Origin of the sequence: Neptunomonas sp. CHC150, from assembly GCF_030397555.1 — a bacterium.
Lineage (GTDB): Bacteria > Pseudomonadota > Gammaproteobacteria > Pseudomonadales > Balneatricaceae > Neptunomonas > Neptunomonas phycophila.
This window is the reverse complement of the sequence record NZ_JAPNXU010000008.1, coordinates 231,661-256,304: the sequence shown is the minus strand read 5'-3', so window position 1 is coordinate 256,304 and position 24,644 is coordinate 231,661. Positions and strand designations below refer to the sequence as shown.

General features: G+C 47.3%; 20 protein-coding genes. 4 read left to right on the top strand and 16 right to left on the bottom strand.

The features are described from left to right. Positions 1-24: 24 nt before the first annotated feature. Genes OW491_RS10465 through OW491_RS10450 form a run of 4 tightly spaced genes read right to left on the bottom strand, consistent with a single transcriptional unit; the run spans position 25 to position 3,420 of the window. On the bottom strand, positions 25-657 hold the full coding sequence (locus OW491_RS10465; protein WP_215151586.1) for an N-carbamoylsarcosine amidohydrolase: 633 nt from the start codon (positions 655-657) through the stop codon (positions 25-27). 35 nt (positions 658-692) lie between these two features. Next, positions 693-1,448 (bottom strand): Asp/Glu racemase, encoded by a 756-nt coding sequence (locus OW491_RS10460; protein WP_281493934.1) that lies wholly within the window; start codon positions 1,446-1,448, stop codon positions 693-695. A gap of 2 nt (positions 1,449-1,450) precedes the next feature. Then, positions 1,451-2,266: an alpha/beta hydrolase gene (locus OW491_RS10455; RefSeq protein WP_290035906.1), complete on the bottom strand. Its 816-nt coding sequence runs from the start codon at positions 2,264-2,266 to the stop codon at positions 1,451-1,453. Continuing rightward, positions 2,263-3,420 carry an FAD-dependent monooxygenase gene (locus OW491_RS10450; protein ID WP_290035905.1) on the bottom strand — a complete coding sequence of 386 codons (1,158 nt, stop codon included), beginning with the start codon at positions 3,418-3,420 and terminating at the stop codon, positions 2,263-2,265. Before OW491_RS10450 ends, OW491_RS10455 begins: the two co-directional genes overlap by 4 nt. A 295-nt stretch (positions 3,421-3,715) precedes the next feature. Between OW491_RS10450 and OW491_RS10445 the strand changes: the two genes are divergently transcribed. Beyond that, positions 3,716-4,765, top strand: coding sequence for a 2,5-dihydroxypyridine 5,6-dioxygenase (locus tag OW491_RS10445; protein WP_290035904.1), 1,050 nt, complete (start codon positions 3,716-3,718; stop codon positions 4,763-4,765). Between the two features lie 81 nt (positions 4,766-4,846). On the opposite strand, the gene OW491_RS10440 is transcribed toward OW491_RS10445, so the two are convergent. From OW491_RS10440 to OW491_RS10390, 11 genes are all read right to left on the bottom strand, one after another. Further along, positions 4,847-5,560 carry an ABC transporter ATP-binding protein gene (locus OW491_RS10440; protein WP_215151582.1) on the bottom strand — a complete coding sequence of 238 codons (714 nt, stop codon included), beginning with the start codon at positions 5,558-5,560 and terminating at the stop codon, positions 4,847-4,849. Positions 5,561-5,569: 9 nt separating this feature from the next. Beyond that, positions 5,570-6,328: an ABC transporter ATP-binding protein gene (locus OW491_RS10435; protein ID WP_215151623.1), complete on the bottom strand. Its 759-nt coding sequence runs from the start codon at positions 6,326-6,328 to the stop codon at positions 5,570-5,572. After that, a complete protein-coding gene (locus tag OW491_RS10430) occupies positions 6,325-8,259 on the bottom strand; it encodes an ABC transporter permease (protein ID WP_290035902.1) in 1,935 nt (644 codons plus the stop codon). The genes OW491_RS10435 and OW491_RS10430 overlap by 4 nt, the downstream gene beginning before the upstream one ends. Positions 8,260-8,338: 79 nt before the next feature. Next, entirely contained in the window at positions 8,339-9,544 is a 1,206-nt protein-coding gene (locus OW491_RS10425) for an ABC transporter substrate-binding protein (protein ID WP_290035901.1), read from the bottom strand. A gap of 217 nt (positions 9,545-9,761) precedes the next feature. Beyond that, positions 9,762-10,232: a MarR family transcriptional regulator gene (locus OW491_RS10420; RefSeq protein WP_290035899.1), complete on the bottom strand. Its 471-nt coding sequence runs from the start codon at positions 10,230-10,232 to the stop codon at positions 9,762-9,764. A gap of 135 nt (positions 10,233-10,367) precedes the next feature. Further along, positions 10,368-11,045, bottom strand: a complete 678-nt coding sequence (locus OW491_RS10415; RefSeq protein WP_215151579.1) for a TetR/AcrR family transcriptional regulator — start codon at positions 11,043-11,045, stop codon at positions 10,368-10,370. A gap of 51 nt (positions 11,046-11,096) precedes the next feature. After that, the gene (locus OW491_RS10410) at positions 11,097-14,693 is read right to left on the bottom strand and encodes a molybdopterin cofactor-binding domain-containing protein (protein ID WP_290035898.1); all 3,597 of its coding nucleotides are present in this window, start codon (positions 14,691-14,693) and stop codon (positions 11,097-11,099) included. 1 nt (position 14,694) lies between these two features. Further along, on the bottom strand, positions 14,695-15,201 hold the full coding sequence (locus OW491_RS10405) for a (2Fe-2S)-binding protein (protein ID WP_215151577.1): 507 nt from the start codon (positions 15,199-15,201) through the stop codon (positions 14,695-14,697). A 221-nt stretch (positions 15,202-15,422) separates the two neighbouring features. Continuing rightward, positions 15,423-16,304 (bottom strand): EamA family transporter, encoded by an 882-nt coding sequence (locus OW491_RS10400; protein WP_290035897.1) that lies wholly within the window; start codon positions 16,302-16,304, stop codon positions 15,423-15,425. 105 nt (positions 16,305-16,409) lie between these two features. Beyond that, positions 16,410-17,117: an AraC family transcriptional regulator gene (locus OW491_RS10395; RefSeq protein WP_290035894.1), complete on the bottom strand. Its 708-nt coding sequence runs from the start codon at positions 17,115-17,117 to the stop codon at positions 16,410-16,412. A 19-nt stretch (positions 17,118-17,136) separates the two neighbouring features. Continuing rightward, positions 17,137-19,323, bottom strand: coding sequence for an OsmC domain/YcaO domain-containing protein (locus OW491_RS10390; protein ID WP_290035893.1), 2,187 nt, complete (start codon positions 19,321-19,323; stop codon positions 17,137-17,139). 381 nt (positions 19,324-19,704) lie between these two features. Between OW491_RS10390 and OW491_RS10385 the strand changes: the two genes are divergently transcribed. The 3 genes from OW491_RS10385 to OW491_RS10375 are packed head-to-tail and all read left to right on the top strand — an operon-like array spanning position 19,705 to position 23,558. After that, positions 19,705-20,967 carry a DUF1611 domain-containing protein gene (locus OW491_RS10385; protein ID WP_290035891.1) on the top strand — a complete coding sequence of 421 codons (1,263 nt, stop codon included), beginning with the start codon at positions 19,705-19,707 and terminating at the stop codon, positions 20,965-20,967. Beyond that, positions 20,964-22,061, top strand: coding sequence for an alanine/ornithine racemase family PLP-dependent enzyme (locus tag OW491_RS10380; RefSeq protein ID WP_290035889.1), 1,098 nt, complete (start codon positions 20,964-20,966; stop codon positions 22,059-22,061). The genes OW491_RS10385 and OW491_RS10380 overlap by 4 nt, the downstream gene beginning before the upstream one ends. A 9-nt stretch (positions 22,062-22,070) precedes the next feature. Continuing rightward, entirely contained in the window at positions 22,071-23,558 is a 1,488-nt protein-coding gene (locus OW491_RS10375) for a M81 family metallopeptidase (protein ID WP_290035887.1), read from the top strand. A 59-nt stretch (positions 23,559-23,617) separates the two neighbouring features. Here the strand turns inward: OW491_RS10375 and OW491_RS10370 are convergent, their stop codons facing one another. Beyond that, positions 23,618-24,637, bottom strand: coding sequence for a TRAP transporter substrate-binding protein (locus OW491_RS10370; RefSeq protein WP_290035886.1), 1,020 nt, complete (start codon positions 24,635-24,637; stop codon positions 23,618-23,620). Positions 24,638-24,644: the final 7 nt, after the last annotated feature.

Sequence of the window (24,644 nt, the reverse complement as noted above, 5' to 3'; positions counted from 1 at the left end):
TCCAATTTTATAGCCACACTCACATCAAGCGTTCAAATGACTGAGGTACTCCATTACCTCTTCGCGCAAGACAACGTCCCCGTACTTACTGTCTATATCAAACAAGTTAGCTTCGTGAGGTGCAGAATGACGATCTCCAACACACTCTCGAACCACAATAGGTCTAAAACCATATTGCATAGCATCAACTGCCGAAGCACGTATGCAGCCGCTTGTCGAGCAGCCCAGCAAAACAACCGTATCAACCCCTAAGGCCGTTAGGGTAGATGACAAGCTGGTACCAAAAAACGCACTGGCGTATTGCTTAGTAAAAATCAGCTCAGACTCCAGCGGAGCAACTGCATCGCAAAATTCGGCATAGGGGTTCCCCTTTACCATCGCTTTCATTACAGGCGCTTTTTTTAACCAAACGCCACCATCCATAAACCCTGAGTGATACAAGATATTTGTATGGATAACAGGGATGCCTTGCGATCGGGCTTGCTCAATCAGCGGTGCAGATGCCGATACCGCCTTCACCACATCCGGTGCAAACAACGGTGATTCTGGATCGGTATAGCCCTTCATGAAATCAATCACAACCAGTGCCGGCTTTTGACCAAACCCTATGCGGGTATCCCAAACACCTTCATAATTTTGCTGAAGATCTGCACTCATCTTTCTATCCTCATGAAAATTCCATTAACACGGTCTTAGTAAGCACCAGATAAAAGAGCACCCGCTCCTGGAACAACCGGCGTTAAACCGAGGGCTTTTAGCATGGCGTACGTCGTCGCCACCGCTGCGGTAACTACCGGCTTCCCAGTTATTGCTTCCACTGTAGCGATGGCAGACAAAGAAGGCATTTGTACACAAGCGGACAAAACGATGACATCGACATTATCAAGGTTTAGGCCTTGGACGATTTCGGGCAAGTGATCCGGGTTATGGCGCGCCACATCTAGGTTATCCGGTATTTCAAGTGCAATATGATCGAGTACTTCAAAGCCCTCTTCAGCAATGTAGTTCACCACCAGCTCTGTGAGTGGCTTCATGTAAGGCGCAACGAGCGCTATACGCTTAGCCTTCATAATATGTAGCGCATCAACTAGAGCACCCGCACTGGTAATTACGGGCGCATCCGCACCGTTTGCTTGCGTATGCTGTGTTAACCGCTGCTCAGACTGACGATGATAGCCTACCCCCATTGCCATGATCGCAACTAAACAGGCATACCCCAACACATCCACACGGGCGTCACTCAATTCCAAAGCACAGCGATCAGATTCGGCATCCATTGCTGCAAGCTCTTCTTTCACGACTTTTTTCATACGCATACGGCTGGAATGAAACGTAAAGCGATCTTCAGGGAAGCGAGACTGCCGCGCCATTAACATAGCGGGGATTTCAGTTTCCATTGTGGTATTTGAACTGGGTACTATCTGACCTATTCGGTATAAACGTGACATGACTACTCTCCTTTTAGTAAACCAGCCGCTGCAAGCGCATTAAAAAATCCATCGAAGTCATCCCACGGAATCATGTGTCCAGCATCGGGCACGTGATGAATACTCAGCTCAGGGGTTAACTCCGACATTTCAGATTCATCAGCTGGCTCAATAACCCCTCCCTTACCCGCAACTATTAAGACCACTGGAACCTGCAAACGAGGAAGGTCGGCATGGAAGTCGTCATCATGAAAATCATTAAAGGCACGAACAATGGCTGGCTCATAACATGTATGCAGCCATTGCGCGCGCAGTTGCCGCTGTTCAAGGGTCCACGTTGGGCAGAACGCGCGCATGTCTTCGGCAGACATTCCTAACTGTGATTGTTGTATAGAATCAACATACCAGGGCAATTTGCTTGGATAAGCACGGCGATTAGGTCCTGAAACGGGAGGATCGACGAGTACAACTGACTTTACCTCTGCTAAACCACGAGCTATCGCTCGCACGGCGAAGCGCGCTCCCATGGAGTGCCCCATTAAAGTAACGCCAGTCAGCCCCAACGCTGCAATAAACGCGCGAACATCATCGGCACAGGTCGTTGGGTCGTAGTCTAAGTCAGGCCCAGATGACGATAACCCCCGGCCTCGCACATCTAAGACATAGGTATCATAGTGCTCACCTAGTCGTTCAGCGACAAAGCCCCATGTAATTGCAGGGCTGGTAATACCCGGAATCAGCACCATAACCGGCTGATCAACACCCTTGCGGCCATAGCGCAGGTAATGCTGCCTGATACCATTTGCATTGACATTAGCTCCGTATAGTAACGTACTCATGCCACCTCCCCTTTAATCGGGTCTTTAAGCGGTGCATCATACAAATCATAACCAAAGCACCATGCTGGATCTTCTTGTGTACGCAACCATGTATTGGCATTAGACGTCCGCTGCACTCGGCTAGCACGTTCAATACGATTGGCTTCATATAAAGCGAATGCCGTCTCGTAATCCGTTACGCCCGCCTCGTCAACACAACGTACTAGCATCGCGGCATCTTCTATGGCCATACAAGCACCTTGTGCCATGTGTGGCTTCATGGGATGACATGCGTCACCTAAAAGCACCATACGATTTTGGCTCCATAAAGGTAGGGGATTACGGTTCTTGAGCGGCCACTTTGTAATCGTATCTGACGCATTAATGAGCGCTTGCACCGTCTCGTGATAACCAGAAAAAGCTTCACGCATTTCGTCTTTACTACTGTCAACAAACGCTTTGGGGCTGTTCCACTCTGCTTCTGGCACACCTGTCACGTAATAATATTCATCGCGTCGGCCGGTTGTGAAATAAACCATCATGTGACGATCTTCCGACCACCATTTAATGCAGTCCTCGAAATTAAGATCGTACTTCGCTAACTGCTCGCCTGTAATCAAGGCTCGATGAGCGACCCACCCGCTATAGGTTGGCTCCTCCTTGCCAAGTAAGGTTTCACGGACTTTAGAGTTAATCCCGTCTGCACCGATCACGAAGTCTGCTTTCGCTTCTGTACCATCAGCAAATGTCATGATGACTTCATCACCCGTATCTTCGACCGTCACTAAACTTTTATTGAAGATAACGTCCTGGCTATCCAATGGTGAAAGCATGACATCATGTAGATCACCGCGATGCACAGTAACGTAAGCTGCACCATAGTTGTCTAACGCATATTGACCTAGAGGAATACGTGACATGTATTCACCCGTTTCACCATCACGGCTAAACCAGAAATCCGGATGGGAAGACATTAAGCTGACTTTTTCCTCAATCCCCATTCGACGAAAAATTTTCATCACATTGGGTCCAATATGAATTCCAGCCCCTAAGCGACTAAATTCTGGAGCTTGCTCATAAACAGTCACCTGATAACCGGCCTGCTTTAACAAAACAGCAACGGCTGCTCCTCCCAAACCTGCCCCTATAACTGCAAAACGCTTTTCACTCTTCATGACAAACCTCAAACATTGACCATATTTCATAATAAAAAAATTATATATTTATGATGTATACACTATATATGCCAATTTTTAATTTATTTTTTAAATTCTCATAAAATGGCGTACACATTGCTATATCAATCCTAATAATTAAGAATTATAGGCGTATTTAGGCTATCAATAGTACCAATACCTTATTAATGCGATTATTTTAAACGACAAAAAATTAAAGCGTATGCACTATAATGATTCGCTTTTCCTAGTCAACGCACCCAGTCTGTGCCAACTGAATAATTAGGAGACAACCATGCCAGTTAGCAATAGCCAACTCTCTCAAATGTTTGAACATGTTTTAACGCTCTCGAAAGTGACACCCAACGAAAGCGTTGCTATTTTAAAAAGCCATTATTCAGATCAGCGTACCGTCGCTGCCGCTTTTGATGCCGCACAACGCTTAGGTGCCAAAGTGTACGGAGTAGAACTGCCTGCGTTTAATGCGCCTAAAGCAATGGGAAATGATTTAACGGCTTACTGCGGAGATACCCCATTAACAGGTAATCCCGCTGCTCAGCGAGCACTAGAGGCCGCTGACCTTATCATTGACACAATGATGTTGTTGCACTCTCCTGAGCAGGAACAAATCCTCAAAACAGGCACGCGTATTTTACTAGCCGTCGAGCCGCCTGAAGTGCTAGCAAGAATGCTGCCCTCACTCGAAGACAAAGCCCGCGTTCAAGCCGCCGAAAAAGTATTACAAACCGCTAAATCCATGCATATCACATCAGCCGCAGGAAGCGACTTTAGAATGGACTTAGGCCAATTTCCTACCGTTACCGAGTACGGGTTTGCCGATGAACCCGGCCGCTGGGATCATTGGCCAAGCGGCTTCTTATTTAGCTGGCCAAATGAAGGGAGCGCAAACGGTACACTCGTCATTGATAAGGGCGATATCTTGCTGCCATTTAAAATGTACTGCCGTGAGTCGATTACGCTTGAGGTCGAAAACGGCTTTATTACTGGAATTAAGGGCGGGTTTGAGGCGGAATATCTGCGCGACTATATGAAATACTTTGATGATCCAGAAGTGTACGGTATTTCACATGTCGGCTGGGGTCTGCAACCAAGAGCACAATGGACAGCCATGGGATTACACGATAAAAATGATGGTATGTGCATGGATGCTCGCGCATTCGATGGCAATTTTCTATTCTCTACAGGCCCTAATACCGAAGTAGGCGGAACACGCAAAACGCCGTGCCATATGGATATCCCACTTCGCAACTGCACTGTTATTGTTGACGAGCTTACCGTGGTGAATGAAGGGAAAGTGGTCGCTCCCACAGACTCGATTGGTTAACAGTCACCCACTAAAAAAGCCCCAATGCATATAACACTGGGGCTTTTTTGTAACGCCGACTTACATCAGAAAAGCGACTTGTTATACCGACAAATAGTTTCGACGCACTTCTTCGTTAGCCGCAAGATCGTCCATGCTACCTTGGTAACGAATATGTCCATTTTCCAACACATATGCACGATCACAAACAAGGTTCGCAAACTGCAGATTTTGTTCTGACAGTAAAATTGATAAACCTTCCCTCTTGAGCGCCATTATCATGTTCGCCATTTGCTCAACAATCACAGGGGCTACACCTTCAGACGGCTCATCCAACAAAACCAAGTACGGATTTCCCATCAGGGTCCGCGATACGGTTAGCATCTGTTGCTCGCCGCCACTCATTTGCCCTCCAGGACGATCAGGCATTTCACCCAAGTTAGGAAATAAGCGAAAGAGCTTTTCCGGTGTCCAATGGGGTGCTAAATCTCTTTGGGGCTGAGTTCCCACCTCAAGATTTTCCATAACAGTTAAATCAGCAAACACACGACGATCTTCAGGAACAAAGCCCATGCCCATACGAGAGATTGCATGGGGTTTCGCTGCTTTAATTGACTCGCCCATAAAATCAATTTCGCCTTGAGTACGATTTAACAGCCCCATAACCGCTTTCATGGTGGTTGATTTACCAGCGCCATTACGCCCCATCAATGCAACCACCTCACCACGTCCCACCTTTAGGTTTACATCAAAGAGGATATGCGCCCGACCATAAAAGGCATTTAAGCCACTAACATCTAAAATAGTATCTTGCATAACGCTCTCCTATGCTGCCTCAAACGATTTACCACTACCGAAATATACTTCCCGAACACGGGCATCATTTCGAATCATATCGCTATCACCATCCGCAATTAGCTCACCCCGTGCAAACACCATCATCCTGTCTGCATGTTCAAAAACCACATCCATGCTGTGCTCTGTGAAGAGCACTGATAAGTTACGGTCAACGACCATTTTCTTTACCAAGGCGATCAGTTGATTACGCTCTCTCGGTGCCATACCGGCTGTCGGCTCATCCATCAACAACAGTGTAGGCTCATGTGCTAGCGCCATAGCAAGCTCTACTCGCTTAACATCACCGTAAGCTAAAACACTGCACGCTCGATCAGCTTGATCAGCCATGCCTACCTGATCTAGCAATACCATCGCCTCTTCTTGAAAATAATGCGTGACAGGTTTCCACCAGCGGTTCAGTTTTTTGTAACGCGATAACAGCACCATCTGTAAGTTTTCTAAAACCGTTAGCGAGCCGAAGGTTGCTGATATTTGAAAAGTACGCCCCACACCTGCCCGCCAGATTTGACGAGGATGCTTGCCTACCAATTCCACACCCTCTAACTTAATAGAGCCACTATCAGGCCTTAACTGCCCATTCAGCATATTAAAGCATGTCGACTTCCCTGCGCCATTGGGGCCTAACAGGGCTAATAACTGTCCTTTTGGCAGCTCGAAAGACACATCGTTAATGGCTTTAACACCACCGAATGATTTCGCTATATGCTCGACTTTAAGTAAGCTCATGATGCCTCCTTAGCTTTAATAGAAACGGGGTTAAGCCCCTCTTTCTTTCGTGCAACAATCCAATGCCAAAAATGCGTTAATGAACCAACCACTCCGGCCGGAAATAAAAGCACTAAAAACAAAATCACCATGCCGAGCACCGCCTTCCAATATTCGGTCTCACGGGCGATAGAGTCATGTAGCCAAGTAAAGATAGATGCCCCTACAATAGGCCCCACTAACGTTTGAACACCCCCTAACAACACCATCACTAAACCATCAATAGAGCGGCCCACACCAATAGCCTCCGGCGAGATCCCCCCTTTAGAAAAGGCAAATACGGCTCCGGCAATCCCCCCAAATAAACCTGCAACAACAAACGCCGCCCACTGAATACGCTTAACATCAATACCAATCGCATCTGCTCGCAGGTCAGAATCCCGGCCAGCTCTTAATGCCATACCAAAGGGCGCAAACAAGATACGACGCAACACTAAAACACCGACTAAAGTGATACCCAATACGAGGTAATAGAAAGCACTGCTCGATGACAACCAATCAGCAGGCCACACACCAAATATGCCGTTACTACCCCCAGTGACGTCATCCCATTGATAAACAATCGACCACACGATTTGTGCAAAAGCTAGAGTCAGCATCGCTAAATAAACACCACTTAAACGAACCGAGAACCAACCAAAAAGTAGGGCCCCCAGCACAGCCAACAACGGACCAAATATTAACGCTAACTCCATGGGCAAATGCCAAGCGGTTACTAATATGGCAGCACCATAAGCACCTAACCCAAAGTAAGCAGCATGTCCGAATGAGTGCATACCACCTGGTCCCATGATGAAATGGAGACTTGCGGCAAAGAGAACTGCAATAAAAATCTCAACCAGAATTATCTCAGCGTAAGGAAAGCTATCGCGTAGGAAAGGAACAGCAACTAAAGCGAGCACTAATACGCCAGCAGCCCATTTCATCTTTGGTTGTGCTCCACGAAGAGGGGCTTCAGCGGCATGACTATTACGTGAAGGCGCTTGTGGCTTCCCTAACAAACCCCATGGTCGAATCACCAAGATGATAGCCATCACTAAAAACTCGACCACTAAGGTCAACTTTGAGAATGAAAAGTCGATACCAAACAATTGCAATGTACCAATAGCGATACACAAAGCTTTAAGTTCGGAGATAAGCAACGCGGCTAAGAATGCGCCAGGAATCGACCCCATTCCACCGACAACCACAATCACAAAGGCCGTACCAATCGCTTCCATATCCAGCGCTAAGTTGGCCGGTAAACGAGGCTCTTGCAGCGCACCGCCTAGCCCTGCCAAGAAACAACCTAAGGCAAAAACACCTGTGAACAACCATGCTTGGTTCACACCCAAAGCTGATACCATCTCACGATCTTGCGTAGCTGCTCGGATTAAAGTCCCCCAACGTGTGCGCGTTAACAGCAGCCACAAGAGACCCAATACCACAGGGCCAATAGCAATTAATAACAAGTTATATTCGGGAAACTGTCGTCCCAAAATTTCAATAGAGCCATCAAGCCCTGGTGCACGCGGACCAAATAAATCCTCCGGCCCCCAGATAAATAATGTAGCGTCTTGAATAATCAAGGCTAAAGAGAAAGTAGCTAGCAGCTGGAATAACTCAGGAGCATGATAGATACGACGGAGAATAGTGACTTCTATTAATGCCCCCACCAGCGCAACAACCGCTGCAGACACAATAACGGCCAGCCAAAAACCGGGCACTGTCCCGCCCATATGGCTCACTAAGGTATATGAGAGATACACGCCCAACATATAGAAAGAGCCATGTGCGAAGTTAACAATCCGTGTCACTCCAAAAATGAGTGATAAGCCCGCGGCCACCAAAAACAATGATGACGCGTCCGCTAACCCATTCAGTAGTTGTACTAACAAACCTGAAAAAGTCATGAGCGTGATCCTTTACAGTCTAAAAGAAAAGAACAGCGCACTTCATAGAAAGCAGTGTGAAGCGCGCCTAATGCGATAATTACTGAGCAGGACGCAGCTTAGCTACTTCTTCGTCAGAGGGTTGAACATCCGCACCATCCACATAGTAAGCATCCAGCAAAGCACCTTTACCGTTGACTAGCGCCGTAGTGCCAACAAACGTACCAAACGTAGATTGGTTGTCTTGTGTACGATAAGTAATTTCGCCTAGAGGTGTACCAACTTGTAAACCGCTAAATGCAGCAACTAGGTCGTCCGTGTTGGTTGAGCCTGCTTTCTCTATAGCAGCCGCGATACTTTTGATTGCGGCATAACCGACGACTGAGCCTGCACGAGGATACTCACCGAACTTATCTTCATAGGCTTTTTTAAAGGCATTGTGATCTGGCGTTGTAATACTGCTCCATGGGTAGCCTGTCACTATCCAGCCTTCAGGTGTTTCTGATCCAAGAGGATCTAGGTATTCTGGCTCACCTGTTAGCAATGAAACGACTTGAGTATCTTTAAACAAACCACGCGTATTACCTTCACGAACAAACTTACCTAAATCAGCACCAAACAGTGCATTAAAGACACCATCTGCCTTTGAATCTGCTAACGCTTGAGTAACCGACCCTGCATCAATCTTTCCTAATGGAGAGGCTTGCTCTTCAACAAACTCAACACCAGGCTGCGCTTCAGACAGTAACTTTTTGAAAGTAGCAGCCGCTGACTGCCCAAACTCATAATTAGGATAAACCAAAGCCCAGCGCTTTTTATTAAGCTTGGCCGCCTCAGGAACCAGCATAGCCACTTGCATATAAGTCGATGGACGTAAACGATAGGTATACTTATTGCCATCTTCCCATACCATTTTGTCGGTTAGCGGCTCAGCAGCAAGATACACAATCTTTCGTTGGCGAGCATAGTCCGTTAGCGCTAAACCCGTATGCGATAGAAAACCGCCAAATAGCATATCAACCCGCTCACGAGAGCGCAGTTCTTCGGCAACACGCACAGCATCACCAGGGTTAGCATTATCATCGCGGCTGATTACCTCCAACGACTTGCCTAATACACCACCGGCGGCATTCACTTCTTCTACTGCCATTTCCCAACCTTTTTTGTACGGCTCCAGAAAAGCAGGCATTGCCTTATAACTATTAATTTCACCCAACTTGATAGTGTCAGCAGCCCAGGTGGGCATCACTATTAAGGAGCCGATGACCAAACCACTTTTGATTACGCTCTGAATGACCTTTTTCATTATGACCCTCACCTTGCTATTTATGCATTCCGGTTGCCGCTTGTTAAATTAACAACCAGAGTGCGTATCAAATATTCATGTAGTAAGCACTTCATGAAATAATGCAATGATTAGACCAAGATGTTGAAGAACACACTAAAAAGTGATTTTTCTATTATTTGAGCGTGTACGCCATAAAAAAAGAGGCATATAGCCTCTTCTTTTAACCACTCCCAAATCAGCTTTGTACCATTTTCTTAAGCAGATAAATAAGCGCTACCCGCTCGGCGGGGTTCAGATTTCCAAGCGTAGCTTCGGTAACCTCTTTCGCGCAAGGCACCATGCGAGCGACTAAATCGGCTCCACTTTCACTTAGTTGAATAACCACTTTACGCCGATCATTAGGATCTTCCGATAAATTGATCCATTCCTTTGATTTTAAACGCTCCACGACACCCCGCATGGTTGCTTGGTCTACTGCTGTAGCTTTAACAATGTCGGTGATAGAACAGCTTCCCATCTCTTGAATCGTGCACAAAGCAACAAATTGAGGGGCTGTTAAGTTAGGCTCACAGCTTAAGTCTTGGAAAATAGACATATGCCATTGGTAAGCTTTACGAAGCAAATGACCAACCTGCTCTGAAAAAACATAATCAGTCTGCTCATCTAACGACTCACATTTTTCAAACGGTAATTCACTGATTCTCACATCAACCTCTAACTTTGCCAGGATTATTTCCAATAACTAATCAAAACAGTGCATACATCAAAAAACCGCACACTAATAAAGCACTAAATATAGACCTAAATCATTTTTTATTAACGTACACACCACAAATTCCATTTAACTCTCACCTCTAATCATAACCGAGTTCAAGGTTACATCGATGATATGATTGAGCCATTGGGATTGAAATTCCGGACTCTTGAAATCCTGATTCATAAAAATGGTTAAGGTATGTTGGTTAGAACAATAGAAGTAAGTTAAGGCTGATATAGTCAGGTATAAATTACGAACGGACACATCTGGGCGAAACAGCCCTCTTTTTTGACCTTCTTCAAACACAGGCTTTAAATTACTTTGTATATCGCCTGAGATGTTCTGTATGTTGTTCGACTGACGAGAATGACGGCCTCGGTGCAAATTCTCGTCATTCAGAATGGCGACAAACTCAGGGTGTGCTAAATAATAAGCAAAAGTAAAACGTACAATACCTTTTAATGCTTCAACGGGGTCGGATAAATCTAAATCAAGACGCCTTTCCGCTTCATTAAAAGCCAAATAAATAGACTCTAATACCTCAAGAAAGAGTTTCTCTTTATTGCCAAAATAATAATAAATCATGCGGTCGTTCGAATCGGCCTCTTTCGAAATCCGATCAATACGCCCCCCAGAAAAGCCGTCTTCAGCGAACACCTTCACGGCCGCTTTTAAAATTTTTTCTCGCGTCTCTCGTGCTTGTTGTGCACGCTTGCCTGTGCGCACTACTTGAGGAGAGTCACTGATATTATCTGATGCCATAACAAAATCCATTGTGAGTAAAACCAGAAACGCCTAAGCCACGGCTTATTTTCAGTGATTACCTGGGTTTGCCCGTATACGCGCGACTGTATCTAACAAGTTTACCCACATAGGCTTATTTTCAGCGTACTTTAATCGTATGTACTGTACCAGCTTTACCACTTGATCGTCGCTGAAGGTCTCCGAAAAACCGGGCATAAACCCTAAATTGTCATTAGCTGGTTGCTCAATGCCGTTTAAGATAGTCCGAATGAGGTTATCAGGCCGGTCGCTAAAAACATTGGTATTTGTCGCCATCAGAGGGCTAACGCCAAACCAATCATTTGCACTGCGCGCTGTATGACACCCGGCACACGCTCCTTGAAATAGACGCTCGCCTTCGGAACCAGCCAAATTCAACCCTTCGTTAGATGCAACAATTGCCAATTGCTCCTGAGGAGCCGTTTTAGGCTGAATAGCTGGCTCTGTGCGGGGTGTTACCACCGCTCCTTCGATATTGGACAAATAGTGCGCTATCGCTTGTATATCAGAGTCCGGTAACTTACCCATCTCTTCTACAACAGGCCCCATCGGCCCAGCTGCTGGGCCGTGTTCAGCCGAATAGCCTGTACGCAAGTAATCGTAAAGCGCTTCTTGAGTCCACGGCGTTGGTGACTTGCTCAATGTCGTCAATGCAGGAGCCTCCCAACCATCGACATCCCCTCCGCTTAAAAACGCGGCGCCCGTTTTCTCTGCACCCATAAAATTACGAGGCGAATGACAAGCACTGCAATGGCCTAATCCATTAACCAAATAAGCCCCTCGATTCCATAACTCGCTTTGATCTTGTCTTTCTTGAAATTGAGCGCGGCCAAGAAACAGCGTATTCCAACCCGCCATTAATGCACGTACGCCAAACGGAAAGCCTAATGATGTCTTAGGAGGCTCATAACTCACCGCAGGCTGCGACATAATGTAGGCATAAAGCGCCTGCATATCGCTGTCAGATATATTCTGATAAGCCGTATAAGGAAAAACAGGATACAGGTGTCGCCCATCTTGACTAATCCCTTGACGCATAGCCCGATCAAAGGCGGTAAAAGACCAACGCCCCAACCCAGTCTCAGGGTCCGGCGTTAAGTTCGTACTATATACGGTACCAAAGGGAGTATCTAAAGGTCGCCCTCCCGCGTTGCGAACCCCGCCTTGCGCTGTATGACAAACAGCACAGTCCCCTGCCGCAAATAGCTTCTCGCCTTGCGCAATCGTTGCTTGGGAATATAAGGACGTAGCCGGCGCAGTAATCTGAGGGATGGCGGGACGCCATGGTGATAACACGGCCAACGCGCCTACCACCGATGCAGCGCCAGCAAACCACTTACCCAACCCTTTTTTTGGTTTACTTGCCTTTGGCATGCTGTCTTGAGCGTGTGCCGCCAAAGCCGCTTTTACTTTATCTGCGGTGAAAGGCGGCTGACGCATACGTACACCCGTCGCATCAAAAATGGCATTAGCAATCGCCGCGGCGCTGGGCACGGACGCCGACTCTCCCGCGCCTTGAGGCGGCTCTTCTGGCTTATCCGCCATCCACACTTCAATATCCGGCATCTCCGCAAAAGTGAGTATCGGGTAAGCGCCCCATTCTTTCGCATCAACAGCCGTTTCATTGAACGTCACCTGTTCTTTCATGACGCGACTCGTTGATTGCAGCACGTTTCCTTGAATTTGATGCCGCACACCATCCGGATTAATCATTAATCCCGCATCGTGACCGACGACGACACGCGTCACACTGACTTCTCCCGACTGCGTATCTACCTCGACATCAGCCACCCATGCCGCCCACGCTGCACCGAAACCTGGAAACTTACTGTGTATGTAACGCGCGTAGGCAAAACCTCGCCCCTTTACGATTGAGCCTACAGGAGCAGGTGGTGACCAATGCCCTTCTCGTGGGGACCAGTTTGCACGTTTAACAACAGACTCGACCAACTCAACTGCACGCGGATCTTTTAAATAACGTAAGCGGTACTCGATAGGATCGACACCTGCCGCCTCGGCCAATTCATCAATATACGACTCGTGAGCAAAGGTGTTTGGCATAGCGGACACTCCACGCAGCCAAGCCGCACGGACCATAGGCGCCATATCATTCACACGGACTCGAATATGATCAAAATGGTAAGGCGGGATGCTGGTCCGGTCCCCCATTTCCAGTGCCGCAGGCACGGGGTCAACAACACCCGTCAGTAGCAAGCCGATCATAGGCGCACCATTGGACGGGTACGACGTCGTAAAATCATAGGCTGCAGGGCTTCCATCCGTGTTAATGCCCCCGTCAACTTCCATCAGTTGAGTCGCACCTTTCGGCTCCCAAAGATGCTCCTGCTCACGTGTTAACTGAACACGTACAGGGCGCCCAACCGCTCGGGATAATAACACTGCATCACCACACACATCATCGGCACAGTTCCTTCCGTAGCATCCCGAAGCCTCATAGCGCAGGATTTCGATCATACGCTCATCAATATTCAGCAAAAAAGCCAAGTCTGCGCGCAGCAAATGAGGGTTTTGCGTCCCTGACCACACAGTTACTTTATTGGTACTGACATCGGCAACACCACAAGAAGGACCGATAGAAGCATGCATTTGATAAGGCCATACATAAGTGCGCTGCATCCGCTGCTCAGCGTTTTCGATGGCCGTTTCAACATCTCCTTCATCTAATAAAGTACGCTGCGTTGACGGGTTAGCCCGTACCGCATGCGCTAAATCTGTTAGATCAGGGAGGTCGGGGTTAGGTTTCCAATGGACCTTTAGCTCTTTCATGGCACGAATCGCATTCTCTTCGCGCTCTGCCACCACCCCAATAAAATCACCAATGACTTCGATAGCCACAACGCCCGGAATATGCGATATCGAATCTCGCTCGACTTCCAGTAAACTTTGGCCGATAAACTCCCCCCCATCGCGCCCCGCATAGGGCGGACGAATAACTCTGCCATGCAGCATGCCTGGAATTCTCACATCGTGGACGTAGGTAAGCTCCCCCGTTGCTTTAGCAGGTATATCCGTTCTTTTTGCCGACTTCCCGACAATCTTATAGTCATTTACTGGCTTTAGCGTCGCGTGTTCATCAACCTGAATCACGGTTTTCTTACCCGCAACAAGCTCTGCGTAGCTAACACATTGCGTCATGTCTGTTTTAAGGCAAATAACACCATTATTAAACATGAGCGTATCGGGCGGGTAATTCAAATGGCCTGCCGCTGCTAACAACAAATGATGACGAGCTGTTGCGGCGGCCTGTCTAAGCGGTACAGCTGTAATTTGAATAGTGGCACTAGCAATGGTGGCGCCCTGATTTGGCACTTTGCGCGTATCCCCTAGTTCCATCTTAACGTTATGAACGTCGACGTCGAGCTCTTCAGCTACAATTTGGGCCAAGGAGGTACGAATACCGGTTCCAAGATCAACATGCCCATTTAATGCGGTAATTGCACCATTGGGCTCTATCACTAAAAACAGCTCCATTTCGACGGCGTTAGCTTGTTCATCAGGCTTTTGTGCAGGACTTAATGGTGGCGCACTAGGCCGAATTAAAAACAAGCCCTCAGGCTTAGCCAGAAATACATCACTCGGGGACGTTAGCGAGGAAGAGTCAGACATTTTACACTTCCTTATCAGGAAAATGAGAAGTAGAAGAGAAGAGAACCGCCGCCGCAGTTTCAACGGCTTTAATAATTTCGACGTGCGTACCGCAACGGCACAAGTTAGCTTTTAACGCGTCTTTGATGGCGGCTTGATCGGGTATCTCAGTGCAATGAGATAAGAAAGCTGCTGTGGTCATAATCATGCCGTTTAAACAATAACCACATTGTGCGGCCTGTTCATCAACAAAGGCTTGCTGGACCACATGCAACGTGCCAATTCCCCCAAGCCCTTCTAATGTTGTTATTTCACGCCCAACACCTGCTCGTAATGGCACAATACACGAACGAGCAGCTTTACCATCTATATGAATCGTGCAAGCACCGCATTCACCTAGGCCGCACCCATACTTAGGACCATTAAGTTGACGATCATTGCGCAATACATACAGCAAAGGGGTAGAAGGGTCAGCGGACACTTTCACGCGCTCGCCATTCACCGTTAATTCAATCAATTGATCAGACAAAATAAAGCCTCAAAACACTGATATTTAATGCACAAATTATTTTCATTAAGTACTTACTTAACGAAATAAGCAAAAACAGCGCCAAGAGTGAAAATTTTATTATTAACTAGAAATTCAACTTATAAAACGGTAAATGTGGCGTTAACCTTTGCGGCAGCGCGCCAAAAAAGAGCAGCCCAGCACAACAGCGGAGCAATCCAACACCATCTAATTGTGTTGGGTTATTTACTTTTAAATGCTAATTGCAAGACTAAGCATATTAAAATGAACACCATGCCTAACCAACCAAGCGCAGTAACCACTTCCCCTAATACGACTATGGCTAATACGGTAGCGACCACTGGCTCAAACAACGTCATGAGTGTTGCACTGCTAACAGGTACAAAGCCTAAACCATATCCGAACGCGAGGTAGCCTATAAACATAGGGACTAGTGCGATATAAAGCACGACTCCCGTACTCATTTGGCTAGCGAATATCTGTTCGCCTGTGAAAAAAAGCGTGGTAATTAATACGATAGAAGCAAGCCCAAACATACTGCCCATAGCCGACTGTGATTTAACCCCCTGCATAATCATTCGTTTGGCTGTCCAAGAATAAAGCCCGTAGCTCAAACCGGCGAACAAACCTAACACAATACCTTGCAAATGATTGGTGGCTGCATCCGCATAGACCTCCCCTTTTTGTAACGCTAACAACACGATGCCTGCTGAGCCGATAGCGAGTGAAAGCAACAAAGCGAAACTCGGTCTTTTTTTGCTGATCAGACACTCAAACCCAATAGCGAAAAACGGGGCGCTGGCTAACGAAACCACATTACCAACGGCAACACCGGCTAAGCGCATGGATGAATAAAAAGCGAGTGGGTACACGACAACAGCCAAAGCACCTACCACGACCAGCACGCGACAACGCCATAATAAATGCCAATCTTGTTGGAGCGACCGCATTGACGTTAGCATCAGCAATAAGCCACCAACACCCATCGAAAAAGCCCCTATTGCTAAGGAGCTGACGTTCGGCGCAAAGCTTGCTGCTACACCTGTCGTTCCCCACAAAAAACATGAAAGCAATATGGCAAAGCGGCCTTTGAGTTCGTTCATAAGATCAACACGTTTAGCGGTTATTAGAAAGCATTAGTGTAATGCTTTGCGCTATAACTATTGTGCAGATCGGACGCTTTTATAGGCTTGTAAGCCGTTTCTGCATCAGTGGGTTATTTCACGGGGGGTCAAACCAAAATGAGCGGTGAACCGTCGACTAAACGAAGACACATCTGTATAGCCTACCTTTTCAGCGACTAGTTGAACGGGGTAATCCGTGTGAGCTAACAATGCCTTAGCCTTTTCCATACGCACGTGTGTGATGTATTGCATAACACTGAAGCCTACGTGTTCTTTAAAGACTTTTTTAAATTGTGTCTGGCTTAGGCAGGCAATTGAAGCTAAGTGGTCTATCGACAACCTCGATGATAGATGATCAGCTATATACGTCTGCGCAGATAATACGCGAGTATCGATATGCCTGAGCGTGTTTTGTTCAGCTAAAAGTTTACAAAACAGATGATACATCGACGCTTCGAGATGCGTATTCACTTGGTGTTCAAGCTGCGACTCAATAAAACTTAGATAGCACCGCAGAGGCTCCGATACCGAGAACACCGAGCTGGACATATCACACAGGTTTTCAGGCAATTCGCTCATATCAGCGACCACGAAGCGCGACTCTTCTTGTGCCGTGAAATAATGCGTATCGCCCGATCTAATCACAACACACTCGCCAGGCCCCACTCTCGTGCTAACGGTATCTAATTCAATATAAATGACACCGTATAAAGGCAAAACCAATTGATGGTAATTATGAGCGTGCCCTGCGCGTTGGCGAGTATACGAGCGTATTGATAATGTATTTAGCATCCCATTAACCTACGATCGCTTAAGCACTCGCTTTTGCCGCTCTAAAAGCATGCAGCTTTTTATAGCTTTCAATTAACCGCAAGTGGCGATCTAGCCCTTCCAACTGCATGTTGGTAGGAGTTAACCCATAGAACTTCACATCGCCGTTCACCGTACCGACCACATTCTCCATGCGCTCAGCGCCAAACATACGCGTCATGTTAGGGAGGTAGTCTTCCAGTACAAGCTCATCGTCCAGCATAATATCCAAAACCGCATTCACTGCCTGATAAAACAAGCCCCGTTCTACGGTGTTGTTGTTATAGCTAAGAAAAGCCGATACCCGCTCTTTCGCTTCTTCGTAGTTTTGCAGCGCTAGATAAATCAGCAACTTTAGCTCGCCAATATCTAATTGGCCCCACGGGGTATTTTCGTCAAATTCGATGCCGATCAGTGTGCGAATATCTGAATAATTATCCAGCTCACTTTCTTCTAAACGCTCGACTAGATCTTGCAAAGCCTCGTCATCTAAAGTGTGGATGTTGAGTATATCTTCACGGAAATACAGCGATTTATTGGTGTTATCCCAAATCAGGTCCTCAACAGGATACACCTCAGAATAACCAGGTACCAAGATACGGCACGCCGCAGCGCCTAGCTCATCAAACACAGCGATGTACACTTCTTTGCCCATATCATGGAGTATGCTCATCAACCGAGCGTTTTCCTCTTCTGTGGTTCCTGAGAAATCCCACTCGCAAAACTCATAATCATGTTTAGCGCTAAAGAACTTCCACGAGATAACCCCTGTTGAGTCGATAAAGTGTTCAACGAAGTTATTGGGTTCGCTGACTTCCAAACTATTGAATGTCGGGGCTGGCACATCATTTAAGCCTTCAAAACTACGCCCTTGTAGCAACTCGGTTAAACTGCGCTCTAGCGCGACCTCAAAGCTAGGGTGCGCACCAAATGACGCAAATACTCCGCCCGTTCGCGGATTCATCAGCGTCACGCACATCACCGGAAACTGACCGCCCAACGAGGCATCTTTGACAACGACCGGGAAGCCGTTGTCTTCTAATCCTTTAATCCCTTCAAGGATATGAGGGTACTTGGCCAGTACAGAAGACGGTACATCAGGCAGAACGATTTCTTCTTCAATAATTTGCTTTTTAACCGCCCGCTCAAAAATCTCGGATAAGCACTGCACCTTTGCTTCATTTAAGTTGTTGCCCGCGCTCATGCCGTTACTAAGGAACAGGTTCTCTATCAGGTTGGATGGAAAATAGACTTCCTGTTGATCAGACTGGCGCACATAAGGAATGGCACAAATGCCGCGATCCACGTTACCCGAGTTGGTATCGACGAGGTTAGAAGCCGCCAACTCACCATCGGGATCAAAAATATCGAGGCAATAGTCATCCAATAACCCCTCAGGTAGAGAGTCGTCTTCGGGCAATGCAAACCACTTTTCTCGCGGATAATGCACAAATTCACTGTTAGCGATTTCTTCACCAAAATATTGGTCGTTATAAAAGAAGTTACAACTCGCGCGCTCGATAAACTCCCCTAACGCCGAACACAACGCGCTTTCTTTAGTTGCGCCCTTACCGTTGGTAAAGCACATGGGGGAAGCAGCATCGCGAATATGTAACGACCATACATTGGGCACAATATTGCGCCACGAAGCTATCTCGATCTTCATGCCTAAATCAGCTAGCAATTGCGTCATATTAGCAATGGTTTTTTCAAGCGGAAGATCTTTACCTAAGATCATCGTATTGGCGTCACCCTCTGGCATTTTCATTGCCATAATTGAGGTATCCGCGTCTAAATTTTCTACCGTCTCGATCGCAAACTCAGGGCCTTCTTGTACCACTTTTTTTACAGTACATCGCTCAATTGACCGCAAGATGCCTGTTTTATCTTTTTCGGAAATAGACTCGGGGAGTTCGACCTGAATCTGAAAAATCTGGTTATAACGATTTTCCGGATCAACAATATTATTCTGCGAAAGGCGAATCCCTTCAGTGGGGATGTCACGCGCCGCGCAGTACACCTTGACAAAATAGGCGGCGCATAAGGCAGACGACGCTAAGAAATAATCAAAAGGGCTAGGGGCTGAACCATCACCTTTATAACGAATAGGCTGATCGGCAATCACCGTAAAATCATCAAACTTTGCTTCGAGTCGGAGGTTGTCTAAAAAATTAACGTTGATTTCCATGATGAATTGCCTTTCGGGACGCAAATTGAGGTGTGATGTGCCAGTAAAAACTGAGGGCTACATAGTATGGGGATATTTTAGCACTTTCGAAGGGATGATAACGAAACATGTAGGTGATTAAACGTTCGGAGGATATCTCGTTAATCTTAGATGATGAAAGTTAAGAACCAAAACCTAAAAAATTGGCAAAAATTGAACTTGAGCTTGAAGGCCCGAATTCTGCACAGGAGGTTATTATATTAATTTACCCCGATAAATCGGCCTTATGTGTTAGTATAACCCCTTATCCCACCGCTTAGTGGGGTTCTCTTTGACATCCGACTTACGCAGGTCGGCACAATCTGCTGCCCTCTGAGCTCATGTTCAACAGAGGTCATTACTATGCATATTATCCCTAATAACCCCCGTGTCGCCATTCCGCAGGGACCACCAGCCTTAGCTGAAAATTCACCGATTCCTTCGCCAACCCAGTCGTCTACAACACAACATACTGCTACTACTCAACCCTCTCCCATTCAAAGCCCGGGCCCGCTGCCTTTTACAGCTCGCCAATCACATAAGAACCCAACCGCTATTGTGTATTGTGAAGCGAATTTTGGCGAAATTGATGGCAAAACAGCCAACGGATTAGTTCGACATTCAGAAAAATACGACATTTTATCCGTCATCGACAGCAAACTTGCGGGTTCAGATACCGGCATGGTGCTGGATGGCAAAGCGAACCTGATCCCCGTCTGCAAAGACCTCGCGGACGCCTTAACGCAAGCAGGCGGCATCGCCGATGTATTTATCTACGGTATGGCGCCTTCCAGCGGCATGCTATCGCCAATAGAACGCTCCCTACTCCTTGAAGCCATGAAGATGGGGATGAGCTTGGTTAACGGTCTGCATGAGTTCCTCAATGAAGATCCTGAATTCATCGCGGCATGTCGGACCCATCAGGTAACGATTGATGATATTCGACAGCCTAGAGCCAAGAAAGATTTACGCATGTTTACGGGTCGGATTGCTGAGGTCAGTTGCCCACGTATTGCCGTGCTAGGCACCGATTGTGCTATTGGAAAACGCACCACGGCTACCATTATTGCGAGTGCATTAAGAGAGCGGGGGCTAAACGTCGTATTAATCGGCACCGGACAAACGGGGCTGATTCAAGGTGCACGCTACGGGATTGCAATGGATGCGGTTCCGTCGCAGTTTTGTGCGGGTGAACTCGAAGCGATTATTTTAGACGCGTATGAAACAGAAAAGCCCGATGTGATTTTGATAGAAGGACAAGGTGCATTAAGTCATCCCGCCTTCTCTACTACCTCGTTTATCTTACGAGGTAGCTGCCCTGACGCGGTTGTACTGCAACATGCTCCCGGCCGCGCATTTCGCTGCGACTTTGATCGGATGCCTATGCCGTTACCGGCGTCAGAGATCAATCTAATTCAGACCTTCTCGACGACCAAGGTCATCGGCATAACAATCAACCATGAGCACATGAGCGATGATGAAGTAAGTGCAGCCATCATCACGTATGAGCAGGAACTGAAAATACCGGCTACCGATGCGCTTACACGTCCCGCTAACGACTTAGTGGCCATGGTCGTCGCGGCTTTTCCACCACTGAGCGATAAGATGACCACTTGTGCGCCATGAGCGCGCCTAGACTAGAGATAGACCTCGACAAAATCGGCCATAATGCCCGCGCGCTAGTCGATCGTTTAGCCCGCCGTGGCATTTCTGTTACGGCCGTTATGAAAGCAAGCCTTGGCTCGCCCGACATCGCCCGCACGATGTTGGGGGCGGGCATTAATTTGATTGGCGACTCGCGCATAGAAAACATAGAAAGGATGCGTGAAGCAGGTATAACCACGCCTATGATGCTCATCCGTACACCGATGATGAGTGATGTACATCGAGTCGTCCGATTAACTGACGTCAGCCTGAATAGTGAAATCACCGTTATGCGAGCGCTATCCCACGCAGCGGTAGCGGCAAAGGTAAGGCACGATGTCATATTGATGGTTGAGCTTGGCGATCTGCGTGAAGGCATTATGCCAGCGGATCTGACCTCCACGGTAAGCCAAGTACTTGCGATGCCTAATATTGATCTTAAGGGGATCGGCGCTAATCTCGCTTGTCGCAGCGGCGTGGCCCCTGACGAGAAAAATATGGAAACCTTGTCGGCCTTAGCGGTGATGATCGAGCAGACATTTGGCCTCACCTTGGATATTGTGTCCGGCGGTAACTCGGCTAACCTTAACTGGGCGTTTAGTGATAACAGCAAAGGCCGCATTAATAACCTACGCTTAGGTGAGTCTATTCTACTCGGCTGCGAGCCATTACACCGACAACCCATTGAAGGTTTACATACCGATGCGATTACCCTAGTGGCAGAAGTGATCGAATCAAAACGTAAACCCACTCAGCCTTGGGGCGACATCGCTCAAAGCGCATTTGGCGAAGAAAGCCTGACACTCAACCGCGGCAAGATCACACAAGCTATTTTAGCGATTGGTCGGCAGGATATTGACCTTACTGGCTTAGTTGCACCTACTGATATCACCATTCTGAGTGCGAGTAGCGACCACCTTATTGTTGATTGTAGCCATCATGTTTTGCAGGTAGGTGCCGAAGTTCGTTTTCAACTAAATTACAGCACCTTGCTACGCAGCATGACATCACCTTTTGTCACAAAGCTGATGAAAACTTACCTGACACCTAGCCATCTCCACCGTGCACTTCCATAGGAATAGCCCATGACCTTTACCGTTCTGACAGCCGAAATATCCCATGAAACCAACACATTTAGCCGCCGTAAAACAGGAAGACAAGCCTTTATGGCGCGCTATGCATTGATGGGGGATGCGGCAATCGCCGAGCGGGGTCATGAGAATACAGAACTAGCAGGGTTTCTTGATGCTGGCCGCCATTATGAATGGACAGTGCAGCACATCTTAAGCGCGGCGGCGGGCCCCAGTGGTAAAATTAGACGCAAAGCCTTCGATTGGTTATGTGAACCGATACTCAACGCATTAGAAGCACAGACGTTTGATGGGATTCTTTTAGGGCTACACGGAGCCATGGGCCTAGATTTTTCAGAAGATGGCGAAGGTGAGCTATTGCAGAGGATTCGCGACCAACTAGGCATGGACATACCTATTGCTATTACGTTAGATCCGCACGCTAACGTTAGCCCTCAAATGTGCGAATTGGCCGATATTATTGTTTCATTTAATACCTACCCTCACATCGACATGCGTGTAATCGGCCGTCAAGCAGGCGATATTTTACAGCGTACTCTGTGCAAAGAGATCACTCCGCAAACCCTGCGTGTTAGCCGACCTATGCTCGAAGAGGTGAATGGCGGACGCACCGATATAGGTCCCATGATTGAGCGCCTAGCCAAAGCCCGTGCTTATGAACAGTTAGATGATGTCTTTGCCGTCAGCATCAACGCCGGTTTCGCCAGTGCCGATGTAAAAGACATTGGCCCGACTGTACTCGTGACCTGCCAAGGCGACCTTAAAGCTCATCAAGAATTTGCAGAACATATTGCTAATGACATATGGGATAAGCGCTTTGACGTATTAAATCATTACCTCACCACCACAGAAGCCGCAACGCTAGCCGCTAACTATCAAGCCATCAACGGGCCTTTAATCATTGCAGATTACGCGGATAATCCCGGCGCAGGTGGCTACGGAGACTCAACCAATCTGCTAAAAGCACTACTCGAGGCGGGCGTTAGTAATGCCTGCTTGGGGCCTCTGGTAGACGCCAAATCCGCCCGCCGGTTAAGTGCACACGCACCTGGTGATTGTGTTCAAATAGACTTAGGCGGAACCACAGACCCGCAGTTTGGAGGCGGACCCATAACCGTTAAAGGCGAGCTGCTGTCCGTGAGTGATGGTCACTTCATCGGGGATGGCCCCATGATTCACGGCCTCAGTGGTCACTTTGGAACAACCGTTGTTTTACATGTGCAAGGAGTCGATATACTAATCGTGAGTATCGCGCGACAAATACTCGACTTACAGCAGTTCAAAGCCTTTGGTATCAACCCACAAGGCAAAAAAGTGGTGGCCTTGAAATCGATGCAACACTTTCGTGCAGCATTCGAGCCTATCGCCGGCCAAATTATCGTTTGCGATAGCGGTGCACTTTGCACGCCGCGATACGACCGACTACCTTATCGCAACGTGCCTAGGCCAATTTTCCCTTTGGATGTTAATTTAACGTTGTAGTGCCTTCGAGGCACTCTGCTCTTGCCCTAAACTTACAAACACATACCTGCTTTCAGGTTTTACCTATTGCAACCAGCGCTTAGCTTCATAGCTCGATTATAAACTTGTCTACCTGGCATTCCTTTGTTTTCAAGTTCGCTTAAATAGCTTGCGGTTACGCCATCTAACACAGGCTTCCACGCTGCCTTTATTTCGTCATTAAAATGCGTAATGGTCTGCTTCATTGCAGTGACTTCTTGTACGGACTGACGATCAAGATCATCGAAAATATTCGCCATAAATTGAGACCATTTATGGCCTGAATGCTGGTCAATAATGTCTTGTAGATCGGCGGGTAAGCTTTCATATACGCGTTTATTCATTGTTAACATAAAGCTTAAAGAGTACAGGTTTAATTCCGTGTGGTGATCTGCCACTTCGTTCAGTCGAAAAACTTTCACGCCATCCCATGACATAGCGACACCATCAATCACTCCCCTTTGTAATGACTGATAAGTATCCGGTGCTGGCATTCCAACAGGTTGAGCCTCCAACTCTTCGAGTAGCTGCCCCACAATAGTAGTTGGACGACGAATGCGTAGCCCTGCCATATCCTCTGGCTTTTTGACACTTTTCCCCTTCAAATGCAGGTGGCCAGGCCCATTAGTCCAAACGAAAAGTACGTGTGTATCCTGATACTCATCCTTGATATCCCCTTCGTCATAGAGCTGCTGTAAGACACAAGAACCTTGGGCAGCAGTATCAACCACACCCGGCAGCTCGACAACCTGTGTTAACAAAAAGCGATTCGCGGTATATCCCTGAACAGTGGCGGCAACATCAGCGATCTGGCTAATCACCGCATCATAAGACTTAGCAGCCTTAGAGAGTGTTTGTGCTGGATAGAGCTCTACATCAATCCGACCATCAGATGCAGTTGTTAACGAGTCTGCCCATGCTGATAACCCTTTACTTATGTCCGAATTTCCGGGCCAAGGATGTGCCAAGCGCAAGGTGACATCTGCAGCGTGAACTAAATTGAGTGGGGCTAACAGTGCATACGTGGCGGCGGTCAGGCTCGCCCATTTTTTAAAGTTCATTATCGAC

Excerpts from the sequence above, each read along its gene's own strand:
- OW491_RS10465 (WP_215151586.1), bottom strand. The coding sequence starts at position 657 with ATGAGTGCAGATCTTCAGCAAAATTATGAAGGTGTTTGGGATACCCGC.
- OW491_RS10460 (WP_281493934.1), bottom strand. The coding sequence starts at position 1,448 with ATGTCACGTTTATACCGAATAGGTCAGATAGTACCCAGTTCAAATACC.
- OW491_RS10455 (WP_290035906.1), bottom strand. The coding sequence starts at position 2,266 with ATGAGTACGTTACTATACGGAGCTAATGTCAATGCAAATGGTATCAGG.
- OW491_RS10450 (WP_290035905.1), bottom strand. The coding sequence starts at position 3,420 with ATGAAGAGTGAAAAGCGTTTTGCAGTTATAGGGGCAGGTTTGGGAGGA.
- OW491_RS10445 (WP_290035904.1), top strand. The coding sequence starts at position 3,716 with ATGCCAGTTAGCAATAGCCAACTCTCTCAAATGTTTGAACATGTTTTA.
- OW491_RS10440 (WP_215151582.1), bottom strand. The coding sequence starts at position 5,560 with ATGCAAGATACTATTTTAGATGTTAGTGGCTTAAATGCCTTTTATGGT.
- OW491_RS10435 (WP_215151623.1), bottom strand. The coding sequence starts at position 6,328 with ATGAGCTTACTTAAAGTCGAGCATATAGCGAAATCATTCGGTGGTGTT.
- OW491_RS10430 (WP_290035902.1), bottom strand. The coding sequence starts at position 8,259 with ATGACTTTTTCAGGTTTGTTAGTACAACTACTGAATGGGTTAGCGGAC.
- OW491_RS10425 (WP_290035901.1), bottom strand. The coding sequence starts at position 9,544 with ATGAAAAAGGTCATTCAGAGCGTAATCAAAAGTGGTTTGGTCATCGGC.
- OW491_RS10415 (WP_215151579.1), bottom strand. The coding sequence starts at position 11,045 with ATGGCATCAGATAATATCAGTGACTCTCCTCAAGTAGTGCGCACAGGC.
- OW491_RS10410 (WP_290035898.1), bottom strand. The coding sequence starts at position 14,693 with ATGTCTGACTCTTCCTCGCTAACGTCCCCGAGTGATGTATTTCTGGCT.
- OW491_RS10400 (WP_290035897.1), bottom strand. The coding sequence starts at position 16,304 with ATGAACGAACTCAAAGGCCGCTTTGCCATATTGCTTTCATGTTTTTTG.
- OW491_RS10395 (WP_290035894.1), bottom strand. The coding sequence starts at position 17,117 with ATGCTAAATACATTATCAATACGCTCGTATACTCGCCAACGCGCAGGG.
- OW491_RS10390 (WP_290035893.1), bottom strand. The coding sequence starts at position 19,323 with ATGGAAATCAACGTTAATTTTTTAGACAACCTCCGACTCGAAGCAAAG.
- OW491_RS10385 (WP_290035891.1), top strand. The coding sequence starts at position 19,705 with ATGCATATTATCCCTAATAACCCCCGTGTCGCCATTCCGCAGGGACCA.
- OW491_RS10380 (WP_290035889.1), top strand. The coding sequence starts at position 20,964 with ATGAGCGCGCCTAGACTAGAGATAGACCTCGACAAAATCGGCCATAAT.
- OW491_RS10375 (WP_290035887.1), top strand. The coding sequence starts at position 22,071 with ATGACCTTTACCGTTCTGACAGCCGAAATATCCCATGAAACCAACACA.
- OW491_RS10370 (WP_290035886.1), bottom strand. The coding sequence starts at position 24,637 with ATGAACTTTAAAAAATGGGCGAGCCTGACCGCCGCCACGTATGCACTG.